The sequence below is a fragment of the Streptomyces sp. NPDC059092 genome (assembly GCF_042756365.1).
Lineage (GTDB): Bacteria > Actinomycetota > Actinomycetes > Streptomycetales > Streptomycetaceae > Streptomyces.
Genome location: NZ_JBHZEJ010000026.1, coordinates 1 through 13,340, shown reverse-complemented (window position 1 = coordinate 13,340; position 13,340 = coordinate 1). Strand labels below are relative to the sequence as shown.

General features: G+C 71.8%; 10 protein-coding genes. 6 read left to right on the top strand and 4 right to left on the bottom strand.

Annotation, left to right across the window (positions count from 1 at the left end):
- Window positions 1-38: 38 nt before the first annotated feature.
- Window positions 39-1,037 (top strand): helix-turn-helix transcriptional regulator, encoded by a 999-nt coding sequence (locus ACFXPL_RS17355; protein ID WP_384919440.1) that lies wholly within the window; start codon window positions 39-41, stop codon window positions 1,035-1,037.
- 293 nt (window positions 1,038-1,330) lie between these two features.
- Complete coding sequence (locus ACFXPL_RS17350) at window positions 1,331-2,362, top strand: M28 family metallopeptidase (protein WP_384919437.1); 1,032 nt, start codon at window positions 1,331-1,333, stop codon at window positions 2,360-2,362.
- 109 nt (window positions 2,363-2,471) lie between these two features.
- Here the strand turns inward: ACFXPL_RS17350 and ACFXPL_RS17345 are convergent, their stop codons facing one another.
- The 4 genes from ACFXPL_RS17345 to ACFXPL_RS17330 all read right to left on the bottom strand — a co-directional run bounded on the left by ACFXPL_RS17345 (window position 2,472) and on the right by ACFXPL_RS17330 (window position 7,297).
- Window positions 2,472-3,449 carry an ABC transporter permease gene (locus tag ACFXPL_RS17345; RefSeq protein ID WP_384919434.1) on the bottom strand — a complete coding sequence of 326 codons (978 nt, stop codon included), beginning with the start codon at window positions 3,447-3,449 and terminating at the stop codon, window positions 2,472-2,474.
- Window positions 3,436-4,419, bottom strand: coding sequence for an ATP-binding cassette domain-containing protein (locus tag ACFXPL_RS17340; RefSeq protein ID WP_384919431.1), 984 nt, complete (start codon window positions 4,417-4,419; stop codon window positions 3,436-3,438). Before ACFXPL_RS17340 ends, ACFXPL_RS17345 begins: the two co-directional genes overlap by 14 nt.
- Before the next feature lie 167 nt (window positions 4,420-4,586).
- A complete protein-coding gene (locus ACFXPL_RS17335; RefSeq protein WP_384919428.1) occupies window positions 4,587-5,879 on the bottom strand; it encodes an outer membrane lipoprotein carrier protein LolA in 1,293 nt (430 codons plus the stop codon).
- 407 nt (window positions 5,880-6,286) lie between these two features.
- Entirely contained in the window at window positions 6,287-7,297 is a 1,011-nt protein-coding gene (locus tag ACFXPL_RS17330) for a polyprenyl synthetase family protein (RefSeq protein WP_384919425.1), read from the bottom strand.
- A gap of 182 nt (window positions 7,298-7,479) precedes the next feature.
- On the opposite strand from ACFXPL_RS17330, the gene ACFXPL_RS17325 reads away from it, so the two are divergent.
- The 4 genes from ACFXPL_RS17325 (at window position 7,480) to ACFXPL_RS17310 (ending at window position 13,263) form a co-directional block, all read left to right on the top strand.
- Entirely contained in the window at window positions 7,480-8,970 is a 1,491-nt protein-coding gene (locus ACFXPL_RS17325; protein ID WP_384919422.1) for a peptide MFS transporter, read from the top strand.
- Window positions 8,971-9,067: 97 nt separating this feature from the next.
- Window positions 9,068-11,128, top strand: a complete 2,061-nt coding sequence (locus ACFXPL_RS17320; protein WP_384919419.1) for a CocE/NonD family hydrolase — start codon at window positions 9,068-9,070, stop codon at window positions 11,126-11,128.
- 150 nt (window positions 11,129-11,278) lie between these two features.
- Window positions 11,279-12,505, top strand: coding sequence for a fumarylacetoacetase (fahA, locus tag ACFXPL_RS17315; protein WP_384919416.1), 1,227 nt, complete (start codon window positions 11,279-11,281; stop codon window positions 12,503-12,505).
- 134 nt (window positions 12,506-12,639) lie between these two features.
- Entirely contained in the window at window positions 12,640-13,263 is a 624-nt protein-coding gene (locus ACFXPL_RS17310) for a Uma2 family endonuclease (RefSeq protein ID WP_384919414.1), read from the top strand.
- Window positions 13,264-13,340 lie beyond the last annotated feature (77 nt).

The following is a 13,340-nucleotide window of genomic DNA, read 5'->3' as shown; positions in this document are numbered from 1 at the left end:
GACAGGTTGTGTCCTCTACTGCGGGAAGAATGGGTGCCATGAACAAGACGTCCTCCCGGCTGCTCGCGCTGCTCTCGCTGCTTCAGACCCACCGTGACTGGTCCGGCGAGGATCTCGCCGGGCGCCTCGACATCACCTCGCGCACCGTGCGCCGTGACATCGACCGCCTGCGCGATCTCGGCTACCCGATCACCACCGTCAAAGGACCGGCCGGCGGCTACCGCCTGGACGCCGGCACGCGCATGCCGCCCATGCTGTTCGACGACGGGCAGGCCGTCGCCCTGGCCGTCGCGCTACAGACCGCGGCCACCGGCACCACCGTCGCCGAGGACGCCTCCCGCGCCCTGGCCACCCTCCGTCAGGTCATGCCGCCCCGCCTGCGCCACCGCATCGACCTGCTGCGCGTCACCGCCGTTCAACCGCCCGCGGCCGACGGCACCTCCCAGGTCGACGCTCAGGTCCTGATGGAGCTGAGCCGCGTCATCCACGCCCGCGAGGAACTGCGCTTCGACTACGCCCCCGGCCCGAGCACCCCGGCCGACGCCCCCCGCCGCGTCCACCCCCACCACCTGGTCACCTGGCGTCATCGCTGGTACCTGGTGGCCTGGGACCTCCACCGCGAGGACTGGCGCACCTTCCGCGTCGACCGCGTCCGGCCCCGTACCCCCACCGGCCCCCGCTTCACCCCGCGCGAGCTGCCGGGCGGCAACGTCTCCACCTTCATCACCAGCCGATTCCGCGGCAACGACGGCACCACCACCGACTGGCCCTGCCAGGGCGAAGTCATCCTCCACCTGCCAGCCGCCGACGTCGTGCCCTTCGCCCAGGACGGGATCGTCGAGGAACTCGGCCCCCGCCACTGCCGGCTCACCCTCGGCTCCTGGTCATGGACCGGACTGGCCACCGCCGTCGGCCGCTTCGACGCCGATGTCGATGTCGTCGGCCCACCCCAACTGGCCTCCGCCTTCGCGGACCTCGCCGCCCGCTACAGCCGCGCCGCACGCACCACGGGACAGGCGACCGGTCCGACGCCGTGATCCGTGACCTCCCGCGCGGCATCCAGGGGCCCGCGCGGCACCCGGAGGTGAGTCCGGTGGGCGCGTCCGCTCAGCGAACACTTCTGACCGGTCTTCGCTCTTGACGGGGAGTCAAGCTCTCCCCCACCATTCAGCACGCGCAAGCGCACCATTCAGCACGCGCGGCGCACCAACAGCTCCAGCACAGCACGCCCAGCTCGCTCCAGCAGCTTCAGCGCCCCACGCCACCAACGCCGTGGGGCGTCCCGCACGTTCCGTCCCTTCCCGTCCCCGTTCGGAATCCGGAGCCCCCCATGAAGCTCTCCGTTCCTGGAATGCGCCGCTCGACCAGCTCCGCGGCCGGTCGAATACCCGCCCGCAGAACCACCGCCGCCGCGACGGCCGCGGCCACCGGGCTCGCCCTCGTCGGACTGCTCGGCGCAGCCGCCCCCGCCCAGTCGGCGCAGGCCCCGGCCCACGCGTCCGCCTCGGCCGCCGTGCTGGCCGCGCCCGACATCCCCCTCGCCAACGTCAAGGCGCACCTCACCCAGCTCTCGTCGATCGCCGCCGCCAACGGCGGCAACCGCGCCCACGGCCGCGCCGGGTACCTCGCCTCGCTGAACTACGTGAAGGGCAAGCTGGACGCCGCCGGGTTCACCACCTCCGTCCAGCAGTTCACGTCCAGCGGCGCCACCGGCTACAACCTGATCGCCGACTGGCCGGGCGGCAACGCGAACCAGGTCGTCATGGCCGGGTCGCACCTCGACTCCGTCACCGCGGGCGCCGGGATGAACGACAACGGCTCCGGCTCGGCCGCCATCCTGGAGACCGCGCTCGCCGTCTCCCGCGCCCAGCTCAAGCCGACCAAGCACCTCCGGTTCGCCTGGTGGGGCGCGGAGGAGCTGGGGCTCGTCGGCTCGCGGTACTACGTGAACAACCTGCCGACCGCCGAGCGGGCGAAGATCAGCGGCTATCTGAACTTCGACATGATCGGCAGCCCGAACCCGGGTTACTTCGTCTACGACGACGACCCGACGATCGAGCAGACCTTCAAGAACTACTACGCGGGCCTCGGCATCGCCACGGAGATCGAGACCGAGGGCGACGGCCGCTCCGACCACGCCCCGTTCAAGAACGTGGGCATCCCGGTCGGCGGACTCTTCAGCGGCGCGGACTACATCAAGACCGCCGCGCAGGCGCAGAAGTGGGGCGGCACCTCCGGGCGCGCCTTCGACACCTGCTACCACCGCTCGTGCGACTCCCTGACGAACATCAACGACACGGCGCTCGACCGCAACAGCGACGCCATCGCCTACGCGGTCTGGACGCTCTCCGGCGCCGCGTAGCCCCCGCCTCGCGCTCTGCGTCGCCCTCGGCGTCGCGCTTCTCCTCTGCGTCGCGCCTCTCCCGTACGCCGCCACGCGTACGGGAGGGGCTTCGGGCCGCCCGGCGCTCTCAGGTCGTGATGTCGCGCGTCGTCATGCGTGCCCAGGCCGCCGAGCCGAACACGGCCGCGTACAGCGCCTGGAGCCCCAGGTTCTCGGCGATGCCGTCCCAGAGGACGGGCTCGCGCAGCAGGTCGGCGAAGGACAGCCAGTGGTGCGGGAAGAGATACGGCTGTACGGCGTGGAGCTGCGGGATCGCGTCCAGGATCTGCACCGTGACCAGCAGCCCGACCGTCGCCGCCATCGCCGCGATCCCGCTGTTGGTCAGGGTCGATATGAAGAGCCCGAGCGCCGCGAACCCGACCAGCGAGGCGGCCACGACCAGGGCGATCAGCGCCGCCCTCGCCATCCCCTCGCCGAAGGAGATCCGGACCCCGGAGATCGTGGTGACGTCACCGAGCGGGAAGAGCAGCGCGCCGACGGCGAGCGCCGACACGGCCACGACCACCGTCGCGACCAGGCAGAACGCCAGGGTGGACGCGTACTTGACCAGCAGCAGCCGGGTACGGCCCGCCGGGGCGACCAGCAGATAGCGCAACGTCCCGCCGTTGGCCTCGCCCGCGATCGCGTCGCCCGCTATGACGCCGACCGCCATCGGGAGGAAGACCGGCAGCGTCGCGGCGAGCGCGGCGAAGACCAGGAAGAGCCCGTTGTTGGTGACCTGCCCGACGAAGGCGGGGCCGTGGCCGCCAGCGCCCCCTCCGTCGCCCGTCTCGATCTTCACCGCGATGCCGATGAGGACGGGGACGGCGGCGAGCACCCCCAGCAGGGCGAGGGTCCGCCAGCGCCGGAAGGTGACCGACAGCTCGGAGCGGAGCAGCCCGAACGTCCAGAGCAGCCGCGTCCCCCGGACCCCGGCGGCCGGTTCCCGCGCGAGGGCCCGTTCCGCGCCCGTGTCCGCGCCGGTATCCGCCCCCATGTCCGCGCCCATGTCCGCGCCCGTGTCCGCGCTCGTATCCGCACCCGTGTCCGCGTCAGCCCGCGACATCGAAGCCCTCCCCCGTCAGCGCGACAAAGGCGTCCTCCAGCGAGGCGCGCTCCTGGCCGAAGGCGCGTACCCGCACCCCTGCCGCGACCAGCGCGGCGTTGAGGTCGGCGGGGTCCACCGGCTCGTCCTCGCCCGCCGGAAGCTCGCCGGTGACCCGGTCTCCGGCCACCGTCACGTCCGTGACCCCGTGCTCCTTCAGGACCCGGGACGCCTCGCCCGGATCGGGGGTGGTGACGGCGAGTCTGCCCCGGGTGCCGGCCGCCAGCTCGGCGACCGTCCCCTGAGTGATCAGCTTCCCCTGGTTCATCACGGCGACATGGCTGCAGACCTGTTCGATCTCGTCGAGGAGGTGCGAGGAGAGGAAGACCGTCGTGCCGTCGGCGGCCAGCTCCCGCACCAGCGTCCTGATCTCCCGCATGCCCTGCGGGTCGAGCCCGTTCGTCGGTTCGTCCAGCACCAGCAGGGCGCGCGGGCGCAGCAGCGCGGAGGCCAGCCCGAGCCGCTGCTTCATCCCGAGGGAGTACGCCTTCGCCTTCTTGCCCGCCGCCGCCGTCAGCCCGACCCGCTCCAGCGCCCCGGTCACCCGGGCGGCACGGGTCCGGGGATCGGCCGTGGGGTCGGCGGAGTCGTACCGTACGAGATTGTCCCGGCCGCTCAGATGCCCGTACAGCGCGGGCCCCTCGATCAGCGCCCCCACCTGCGGCAGAACGGTGCGGGAGGCGCGCGGCATGCGGTGGCCGAGGAGGGTGGCCGAGCCGGCGGTGGGCTCGATCAGGCCCATCAGCATCCGGATGGTGGTGGTCTTGCCCGAGCCGTTGGGCCCCAGGAAGCCGAAGACGCTGCCCGCGGGCACCGTCAGATCGAGGTGGTCGACGGCGAGCTGTCCGCCGCCGTACCGCTTGGTCAGGCCGCGCGTCTCGATGACCGTCGCCGGTGCCGGTGCCGGTGCCGGTGCCCGTACCGCTGTCATCCGGCTCCCCCCTTCTCCCCGCCCGGTGGTGCCCTGCCCAGTGACGCCTCGTCCGTGGCGCCCGGTCCGTGGCGCCCGGTCCGTGGCGCCCTCCCGAGAACGGACCGGGCCCGGTCAGCGTTCCGCCCCGCCGCGCGGTTCACGCGACGGGGCGGTCCACTACGGCGTCACTTGGCCTGGTCGGCCGCCTTGACCAGCGCGTCCTTGGTGACCGCGCCGACGTAGACCTTGCCGTCATCGGTCATCAACGCGTTGACGATACGGGTCTGGAAGACCGTCCCCGAACCGAACTTCCCGGTGACCTTGTCGCCGAGCGCGTCCAGGAACTGCTGCGCCTCGGCCGGGGCGTTCTCCGGCTTCGCCGCGTCGGCGCCACCGTCGGGTGACGACAGCACGTACACCGTGCTCCAGCCCTTCCCGATGACCTTGGCGTCGCCCGCGCCGCCGAGCGCGCCCAGCCCACCGAGCGCGCCGGGACCCAGCGGCAGTTCCTTGCCCGCCTTGTCGGACCCGTGCGCCCCCGCCGTCCTGCCGGCGTCGCTCTCCTCCGTCACCTTCGCGCCCTTGGGGGGCGTGAAGTCGAAGGTGCCCGCGGCGGGCTTGGCGAAGTCGACCTTCGTGAAGCCGACGTCGACCACGGCCTTGCCGCCGCTGCTCGGCGCCAGCGTGAACTTGAGCGGCGTCCCCGTCTTGGCGTCCACCGCGACCGTGATGGAGCCGACCGTGGAACCGCTCTCCTTGGGCTTGATCAGCAGCCGGTAGGCGTCCCGGCCGGCCACCTTCGACGTCCCGTCGACGGTCACCGAGGTCGTGTCGCCCGCGGCCTTCAGCGCCTGCTCGGCGAAGTCCTTGGGGGTGGTGGGGGCGCCCTCCGGGGCGCCCCGGCCCTTGTCCCCGGAACCGCCGGCGCCCTCGCCCTTCGCGCCCTTCGGCGCGGTCGCGTGGTAGGCCGCGTTGGAGCCGCTGTCGTACGCCCAGACCTCGTCGCCGTTGTGGATCAGGCTGTACTCGGAGGTGTTGTCGAGGACCGACAGCCGCTGCTTGTCGGGGCCGTCCGTCGCCACCCGCAGGGTGTGCGTGCCGGTGGCCAGCTCCGTCAGCCTGGTGCCGGGGTCGGCCGACTCCGAGCCGCCGCCCGAGCCCTTGCCCTGGACCTCCGGGGCGAACGAACCGGCCAGGTCGCTCAGGTTGTCCAGCGCCGGGATCCCCAGATCCGTACTGATCTTCACCGTGCCGGAGAGCTGCTCGGTGTCGGACGCGGCGATCTTCTCGATGAGCTGCTGTGCGCTGATCTTCGGCAGTTCGGGGTCACCGGTCGCGGCGAGCGCCGGGACGAGTCCGATGGTCGCCGCGGCCACCCCCGCCACCGCGATGGGAAGCGCGTAACGTGCCGCCTTGCGGCGGACGGCGCCGGGCTCCCTGTCTTCCTCGGTCGCCGGTGCGCTGTCGTTCGGTGCCATGTGTGCCCTACCTCCGTGGTCGGCGGCCTTCCGTCCGTTGAACTTGTCCACCCCTCGCCGCCATTCTCACCCGAATTGGTCAGGAGTGGTGTTGTCCATCTGACCAAATCGGGGCTGCTGAAGCGTCAGACCCGGGGTGCAACTTCCCGTACTGCTCTGGGATGACATACGGATGAGATGACTCCGCTGTCCCGTAGGGGACGAGCCGCCGAACGGGGTACGCCTGCGCCGGTCGAGTGAGAACGGGGCGGCGCGGCGGCGGGCAGCGGGCAACGCGGCGACGGGCAGCGGGCAGCGAGCTGTGGGTGGCGCGGCGACCGTACGGAACCCGCACGGGACGGCGACGCGACGGTACCGCGGGGACATGACCCGCCGTCACTCCGACCGCCGCCCGTGCGCAGGAGCGGTCAGCCCGCGCGGTGGACCACCGCGTCGCACAGCTCCACCAGCGCCGACTTCGCGTAGCACTCCGGCAGCGGCGCGAGCGTCGCGCGCGCCTCCTCCGCGTACCGCACCGTGTCCCGTCGCGCCTGCTCCAGCGCCGGGTGGGCGCGGAGCAGCCGCAGGGCCTCGGCGAGCCGCCCGTCGTCCGCGAGGTCGCCGTCCAGCAGCTCGACCAGGGCCAGATCGTCCGGTCTGCCGTACTGCTGCGCCTGGGCACGCAGCAGCAGTACCGGCAGGGTCGGGATGCCCTCGCGCAGGTCCGTGCCGGGCGTCTTGCCGGACTCGTGGGAGTCGCTGGCGATGTCGAGGACGTCGTCGGCGAGCTGGAAGGCGACGCCGAGCCGTTCCCCGTACTGGGTGAGGATGTCGACGACCGTCTCGTCGGCGCCGGACATCATCGCGCCGAAGCGCCCCGCGACCGTGATCAGCGAGCCCGTCTTGCCGCCGATGACGTCGAGGTAGTGACTGACGGGGTCGATGCCGCCGCGCGGGCCCGCGGTCTCCAGGATCTGGCCGGTCACGAGCCGTTCGAACGCCTCCGCCTGGACGCGGACGGCGTCGGGGCCGAGATCCGCCAGGATGTGTGACGCGCGGGAGAAGAGAAAATCACCCGTGAGGACGGCCACCGAGTTGTCCCACCGGGCGTTGGCGCTGTCCACCCCACGGCGTACCTCGGCCTCGTCCATGACGTCGTCGTGGTAGAGCGTCGCGAGGTGCGTCAACTCGACGACGACGGCGGCCGGGACGACCCCGGGCGCGTACGGGTCACCGAATTGCGACGCGAGCATGACCAGCAGCGGCCGGAATCGCTTGCCCCCGGCCCGCACCAGGTGTTGAGCGGCCTCCGTGATGAAGGGCACCTCGCTCTTGGTGGCATCGAGGAGCCCGGCCTCGACGGCCGCCAATCCGGTCTGGACATCGGCCTCAAGAGCCTGGTCCCGCACGCTCAGCCCGAACGGCCCGACGACGGTCACGAGGGGTACTCCTGTCTGCTGACGATCACACGGAATGCCGATGTGTCGCTGTCATCACTCAAGTCAGCGTATCCGGTCGCCTTTCGATCACCATGGGCGCCTTCCCGGCTCCGCCGGTATGTTCGGGATCGACCTTTCGACCTGGAGCGGCCCTTTTGTCCGGAACGACGACCGACCCCGGCGTGAACGACGAGCGACCCGACGGGCAACCCCCGCCGCGCGACGACCGCGCCTTCCTCGGCCACCCCCGGGGACTGGCGACCCTCTCGGGCCTGGAGGTCTGGGAGCGCTTCTCGTTCCTCGGCATGCAGGCCATCCTCGTCCTGTACTTCGTCGCCGACGTCCACGACGGCGGTCTGGGCATGGCGCCCGGCACCGCCGCCTCCGTCTCCGCGGCGTACGGGACCCTCGTCTACCTGCTCTCGGTGGCCGGCGGCTGGCTCGCCGACCGCATCCTGGGCTCGTACCGCGCCGTCCTCTGGGGCGGCGTCCTGATCGCGGTCGGGCACTACGCCATGGCGGTCCCCACGGCCGCCATGACCTGGGTGGGGCTCGGCCTGATCAGCGCGGGTACGGGGCTGCTCAAGCCGAACGTCTCCGCCATGGTCGGCAAGCTCTACCGTACGGAGGACGAGCGCAGGGACGCCGGATTCGCCCTCTACTACATGGGCATCAACATCGGCGCCTTCCTCGGCCCACTGGTCACGGGGTGGCTCGGCGACCACGCGAGCTGGCACTGGGCGTTCTCCGCCGCCGCCGTCGGGATGACCCTCGGGCTGATCCAGTACGTGGCGGGCAGACGCCATCTCGCCGGGCGCAAACACGCCGCCGAGTTCGCCCTGGCCCCTGCCGCGATGCGCCGTGCCGTACGGCTGATGGCCGCGGGCGCGGCGGTGACGGCCGTCGTGGCGGTGGCGCTCGCACTGGCCGGCCGGCTCACCATCGCCCGTTTCGCCGACGTCCTCACCGTGGTCTCGGTGATCGCGCCCGTCGTCTACTTCGTGGTGATGTTCCGCAGCCCGCGCGTGACGGCGGAGGAGCGCGGCCGGCTCCGTCCGTACGTGGTGCTGTTCCTGGCGTCGGTGTTCTTCAACTTCATCCTCTTCCAGGCGTACTCGACCATGATCCTTCTGGCCTCGACCAACGCCGACACCTCGATCCTCGGCTTCCACTTCCCGGCGAGCTGGTACGCCTCCGCGCTCGGCGCCTTCGAGGTCGCGCTCGCGCCGGTCGTCGCCGCCGTCTGGGTACGGATGGGCCCGCGCCAGCCGCACGCCTCGAACAAGATCGCGATCGGGGTGGTCCTCGGCGGGCTGTCCTTCCTCCTGATGGTCCTGCCGACGTCCGGGCACGCGAACGCCGACTACCGGATGGCCGCGTGGTGGATCGTCGCCTCTTACCTGCTGCTCGGCCTCGGCGACATCCTCGTGGAGACCTCCGGCCTCTCCGCCTCCACCAAGCTCGCGCCGCGGGCGTTCTCCAGCCAGACCATGGCCCTCTGGTTCCTCTCCCTGGCGCTCGCCAACGGCATCCAGGCCCAGACCGTGAAGTTCTACGGGCAGGTCTCGCAGCCCGCGTACTTCGGCGTCAACGGGGCCGTCGCGGTCGTGGCGGGCCTCGCCGTGATCGCCGCGGCGCCGTGGCTGCGCCGCACGATGCACCCCGTCCACTGAGCCCCGTCCACTGAGCCCCGCCCCACGCCGCACCACTCCCCCGCTCCATCCCACCGCGCTCCACTCCACTCCACCCCACCCCAGCGAGGTGATCGGCATGTCCCCCACCGTCCGCGCCCCCGCCGTCCGCACCCCCGCCGTCCGCACCGAGTTCCCGTACGGCACCACCCACGAGGACGTACGGATCCCCCTCCCCGACGGCACCCTGCTGTACGCGCGCGTCTGGCGCCCCGTCACCGACGAGCCCGTCCCCGCACTGCTCGAATACCTCCCCTACCGGCTCACCGACTGGACGGCGCCCCGCGACCACCAGCGCCACCCCTGGTACGCGGGCCACGGCTACGCCTCCGTACGCGTCGACGTGCGCGGCCACGGCAACAGCGAGGGGCTGCCGGGCGACGAGTACGACGCGACCGAGCTGGCCGACGGCGTCGAGGTGATCAACTGGCTCGCCGCGCAGCCCTGGTGCACCGGGAAGGTCGGTATGTTCGGCATCTCCTGGGGCGGCTTCAACGCACTCCAGCTCGCCGCCCTCGCCCCCGAACCGCTGGCGGCGATCGTCACCGTCTGCTCCTCCGACGACCGGTACGACAACGACGTCCACTACATGGGCGGTTCGGTCCTCGCCGTCGACATGCACGCCTGGGCGGCGACGATGCTCGCCTTCGTCTCCCGGCCGCCGGACCCGGCGTACGTGGGGAGCGCGTGGCGCGAGATGTGGCTGCGGCGCCTCGACGCCGTCGAACCGTTCCTGCACACCTGGCTGGACCACCAGACCCGCGACGCGTACTGGATCCACGGCAGCGTCCGCGAGGAGTACGGCGCGATCCGGGCCGCCGTCCTGGCCGTGGGCGGCTGGCACGACCCGTACCGGGACACCGTGCTGCGGCTGGTCGAACACCTCGATCCCGGGCGGGTACGGGGGCTGATCGGGCCCTGGTCGCACCAGTACCCGGACCGGGGGCTGCCGCCAGGTCCGGCCATCGGCTTCCTCCAGGAGACCCTGCGCTGGTGGGACCAGCATCTCAAGGGGCGGGACACGGGGGTGATGGAAGAACCGCTGCTGCGCTCCTGGATCAGCGGCTCGCACCCGCCCGCGACGGTCTACCCCGAGCTGCCGGGCCGCTGGGTGGGCGACCGCGCGTGGCCCTCCCCGAACGTGACGCCGGCCCCGTACGCCTTCCAGGGGGAACCGGTCGTCGTCGACTCGCCCCAGCACACCGGTCTGGACGCGGGCCGCTTCTTCCCGTTCGGCAACGACGCGGACCTGCCGCCCGACCAGCGCGACGAGGACGCCAAGTCGGCCTGCTTCGACTTCCGGGTGGCGGGCGAACCGGCTGGACCGACGACCGGGGACATCACCGGCATCGAGATCCTCGGGCGCCCGCGCGTCCGCCTGCGGCTCCGGATGGACGCCCCGGCCGGCCAGGTGATCGCCCGGCTCTGCGACGTCGCGCCGGACGGCTCCTCCACACTGGTCACACGCGGCGTCCTCAACCTCTCGGCCCGCCACGGCCGCGACCGGATCGACCCGTGGCCCGAAGGCGCGACCGAGGACGTCACCTTCGAGCTGAACGGCATCGGCCACGCCTTCCCGCCCGGCCACCGCATCCGGCTCGCGGTCTCCTCCGCGTACTGGCCGTGGATCTGGCCGCAGGCCCGGTCGGCGGGGTTCACCCTCGACCCGGCGGGCAGCTCGCTCGAACTCCCCGTCCGTACGACCACGGAGGCGGAAGCCGTCTCCTTCGAACCGCCGGAGCAGGCCGAGCCGCTCGGCGTCTCCTTCCCCGCGACACTCGACGAGGAGCGGCCCGAGCGGCTGGTGGTACGGGACGTCGCGCAGGGCGTCTGGCGGCTGGAGGTCGACCCGCGCTACGGCGGCTCGCGCTTCTACCCGGACGGGCTGGAGTTCTCCGAGGACGCCCGGGAGACGTACACCATCCAGGAACACGACCCCCTGTCGGCGCACACCCTCTCGCGGTGGACTATCCGGCTCCACCGGCCCGACCTCGCCTGGGACACCCGGGTCGAGACGCGCTCCGAGATCCGCTGCGACGCGCACGACTTCATCGCCACCGACGAGGTGATCTGCCGCGTCGGCGAGGAGATCGTCCACCACCGGACCTGGGAGAAACGAATCCCCCGTACGGCGGGCTGACCCCGCACGGCGGGCCGAGCCACCCCTCCCCGCGCCCATCCCCACGCCCACCTCGGCTTTTTCCCTCCATGCGGGCCTTTTATTACTGCCTCCGCTGGGCAACACCGACGTAACGTGTCCCGTATCGATCCGGAAAGCGAGGCAGCACCGATGCCCGAGCAGAGCCCGCTCGAAACTGCCGAGGGCGACCCCTTCGGCCCGCACAACCTGCCGTACGGAGTCTTCTCGACCGCCGACGAGCCCGACCGACGGCGGGTCGGGGTGCGCATCGGCGATCACGTCCTCGACGCGGGAGCGGCGGCGCAGGCGCTGGGCTCCCCGTACGCGGCGCTGCTGGCCAGGTCCAGCCTCAACCCGCTGATGGCTGCGGGGCGCACGACCTGGCGCGATGTCCGCCGGGCGCTCACCGCCTGGGTCACGGTCCCGGCGCACCGCGTCGACATAGAGCCCCTGCTGCACCCGCTGGGCTCGGTCATCCTGCACCTGCCGTACGAGGTCGCGGATTACGTCGACTTCTACGCGAGCGAGCACCACGCCACGAACGTGGGCCACATCTTCCGCCCCGACGGCGAGGCACTGACCCCCAACTGGAAGCATATTCCCATCGGTTACCACGGCCGGGCCGGCACCGTCGTCGTCTCCGGTACGGAGGTGACGCGCCCGGCGGGCCAGCGCAAGGCGCCCGCCGACCCGGCGCCGGTCTTCGGTCCTTCCACGAAGCTGGACATCGAGGCGGAGGTCGCCTTCGTCGTCGGGGCGCCGTCCCGGCAGGGCGCGCCGGTGGAGCTGGCGTCCTTCCGCGACCATGTCTTCGGGCTGTCGCTCCTCAACGACTGGTCGGCGCGGGACATCCAGGCGTGGGAGTACGTGCCGCTCGGCCCCTTCCTCGGCAAGTCCTTCGCCACGTCGGTCTCGGCGTGGGTGACCCCGCTGGAGGCCCTGGACGCGGCCCGGATCGCACCCCCGGAGCGCGCGGTCCCCGTTCTCCCCTATCTGGATGACGCGGAGGACGAGGAGCCCGGCGGCTTCGACCTGCGGATCTCGGTGGCGCTCAACGGAGAGGTGATCTCCGAGCCGCCGTTCTCCACGATGTACTGGACCGCCGCCCAGCAGCTCGCCCACCTCACGGTCAACGGCGCCTCCCTGCGCACCGGCGACGTCTTCGCGTCCGGCACGGTCAGCGGGCCCGCACGCGAGCAGCGCGGCTCTCTGCTGGAGCTGACGTGGAACGGTACGGAGCCGGTCGAACTTCCCGGCGGCAAACGCACCTTCCTGGAGGACGGCGACGAGGTGACGCTGACCGCCTGGGCCCCGGGCCCGGACGGCACGAAGGTCGGCCTGGGCGAGGTGACAGGAAGGGTCGTCCCCGGGGCATGAACCCACGCGGATGGCCACTCCTGCGCCGCACGCGTCATCGCCACGTGACGAAACCGCCGAATCGGGTGAGCTTGATCTTGTTTCCGGCGGTTACGCTGAGTGGACCCGCGAGACTCCGTCCCATGGGAGCACTAATGAGCGTCGAACCAGAGGCACCCCAGCCCGATGCCTCCGCGTCCAGGTGGCCGGTCCCGCCCTTGGGCGGCTGGACTGCTGACGACCTGGACCGGCTTCCGGACCTGCCTCCGCATACGGAGCTGATCGACGGGAGCCTGGTTTTCGTGAGTCCGCAGACTCCGTTCCATTCACGAGCGGTCGATTTCTTCAATTGGCAGCTTCAGTCGGTGACCCCCGCCGATCTGGAGGTCGTCCGCGAGTTCACCATCGACATCGACCGGTACAACCGTCCTGAGCCCGATGTCATCGTCGTGGACGGTGAGGTCGTCCAGGACGAGAAGCAGACCCGCTTTCCCGCCGAGTCGGTCCTGCTCGCCATCGAGGTGGTCTCCCCCGAGTCGACCTCACGCGACCGCGAGACGAAGCCCGTGAAGTACGCGCGGGTCAAGATCCCGCATTTCTGGCGGGTGGAGAATCAGGACGGCCGGGCCGTGGTCTACGTCTTCGAGCTGGAGCCGGCCACCGGGGTCTACATCTGTACGGGGATCTTCCACGACCGGATGAAGGTCTCGGTCCCCTTCCCTCTGGATCTCGACCTCACCGCGATCACCCCGCGGCGCAGGACGCTCAACCAGCCGTAGCCGCGGCCGCGGGGGGGGGGGGGGGGGCCGCCGGGGCGCGCCCAGCCACCCCGAGCCGCCCGCGCCCCCCCGCGGGG

Coding starts and splice junctions, on each gene's coding strand:
- ACFXPL_RS17310 (WP_384919414.1), top strand. CDS start 12,640: ATGAGCGTCGAACCAGAGGCACCCCAGCCCGATGCCTCCGCGTCCAGG.
- fahA (WP_384919416.1), top strand. CDS start 11,279: ATGCCCGAGCAGAGCCCGCTCGAAACTGCCGAGGGCGACCCCTTCGGC.
- ACFXPL_RS17355 (WP_384919440.1), top strand. CDS start 39: ATGAACAAGACGTCCTCCCGGCTGCTCGCGCTGCTCTCGCTGCTTCAG.
- ACFXPL_RS17350 (WP_384919437.1), top strand. CDS start 1,331: ATGAAGCTCTCCGTTCCTGGAATGCGCCGCTCGACCAGCTCCGCGGCC.
- ACFXPL_RS17345 (WP_384919434.1), bottom strand. CDS start 3,449: ATGTCGCGGGCTGACGCGGACACGGGTGCGGATACGAGCGCGGACACG.
- ACFXPL_RS17320 (WP_384919419.1), top strand. CDS start 9,068: ATGTCCCCCACCGTCCGCGCCCCCGCCGTCCGCACCCCCGCCGTCCGC.
- ACFXPL_RS17335 (WP_384919428.1), bottom strand. CDS start 5,879: ATGGCACCGAACGACAGCGCACCGGCGACCGAGGAAGACAGGGAGCCC.
- ACFXPL_RS17340 (WP_384919431.1), bottom strand. CDS start 4,419: ATGACAGCGGTACGGGCACCGGCACCGGCACCGGCACCGGCGACGGTC.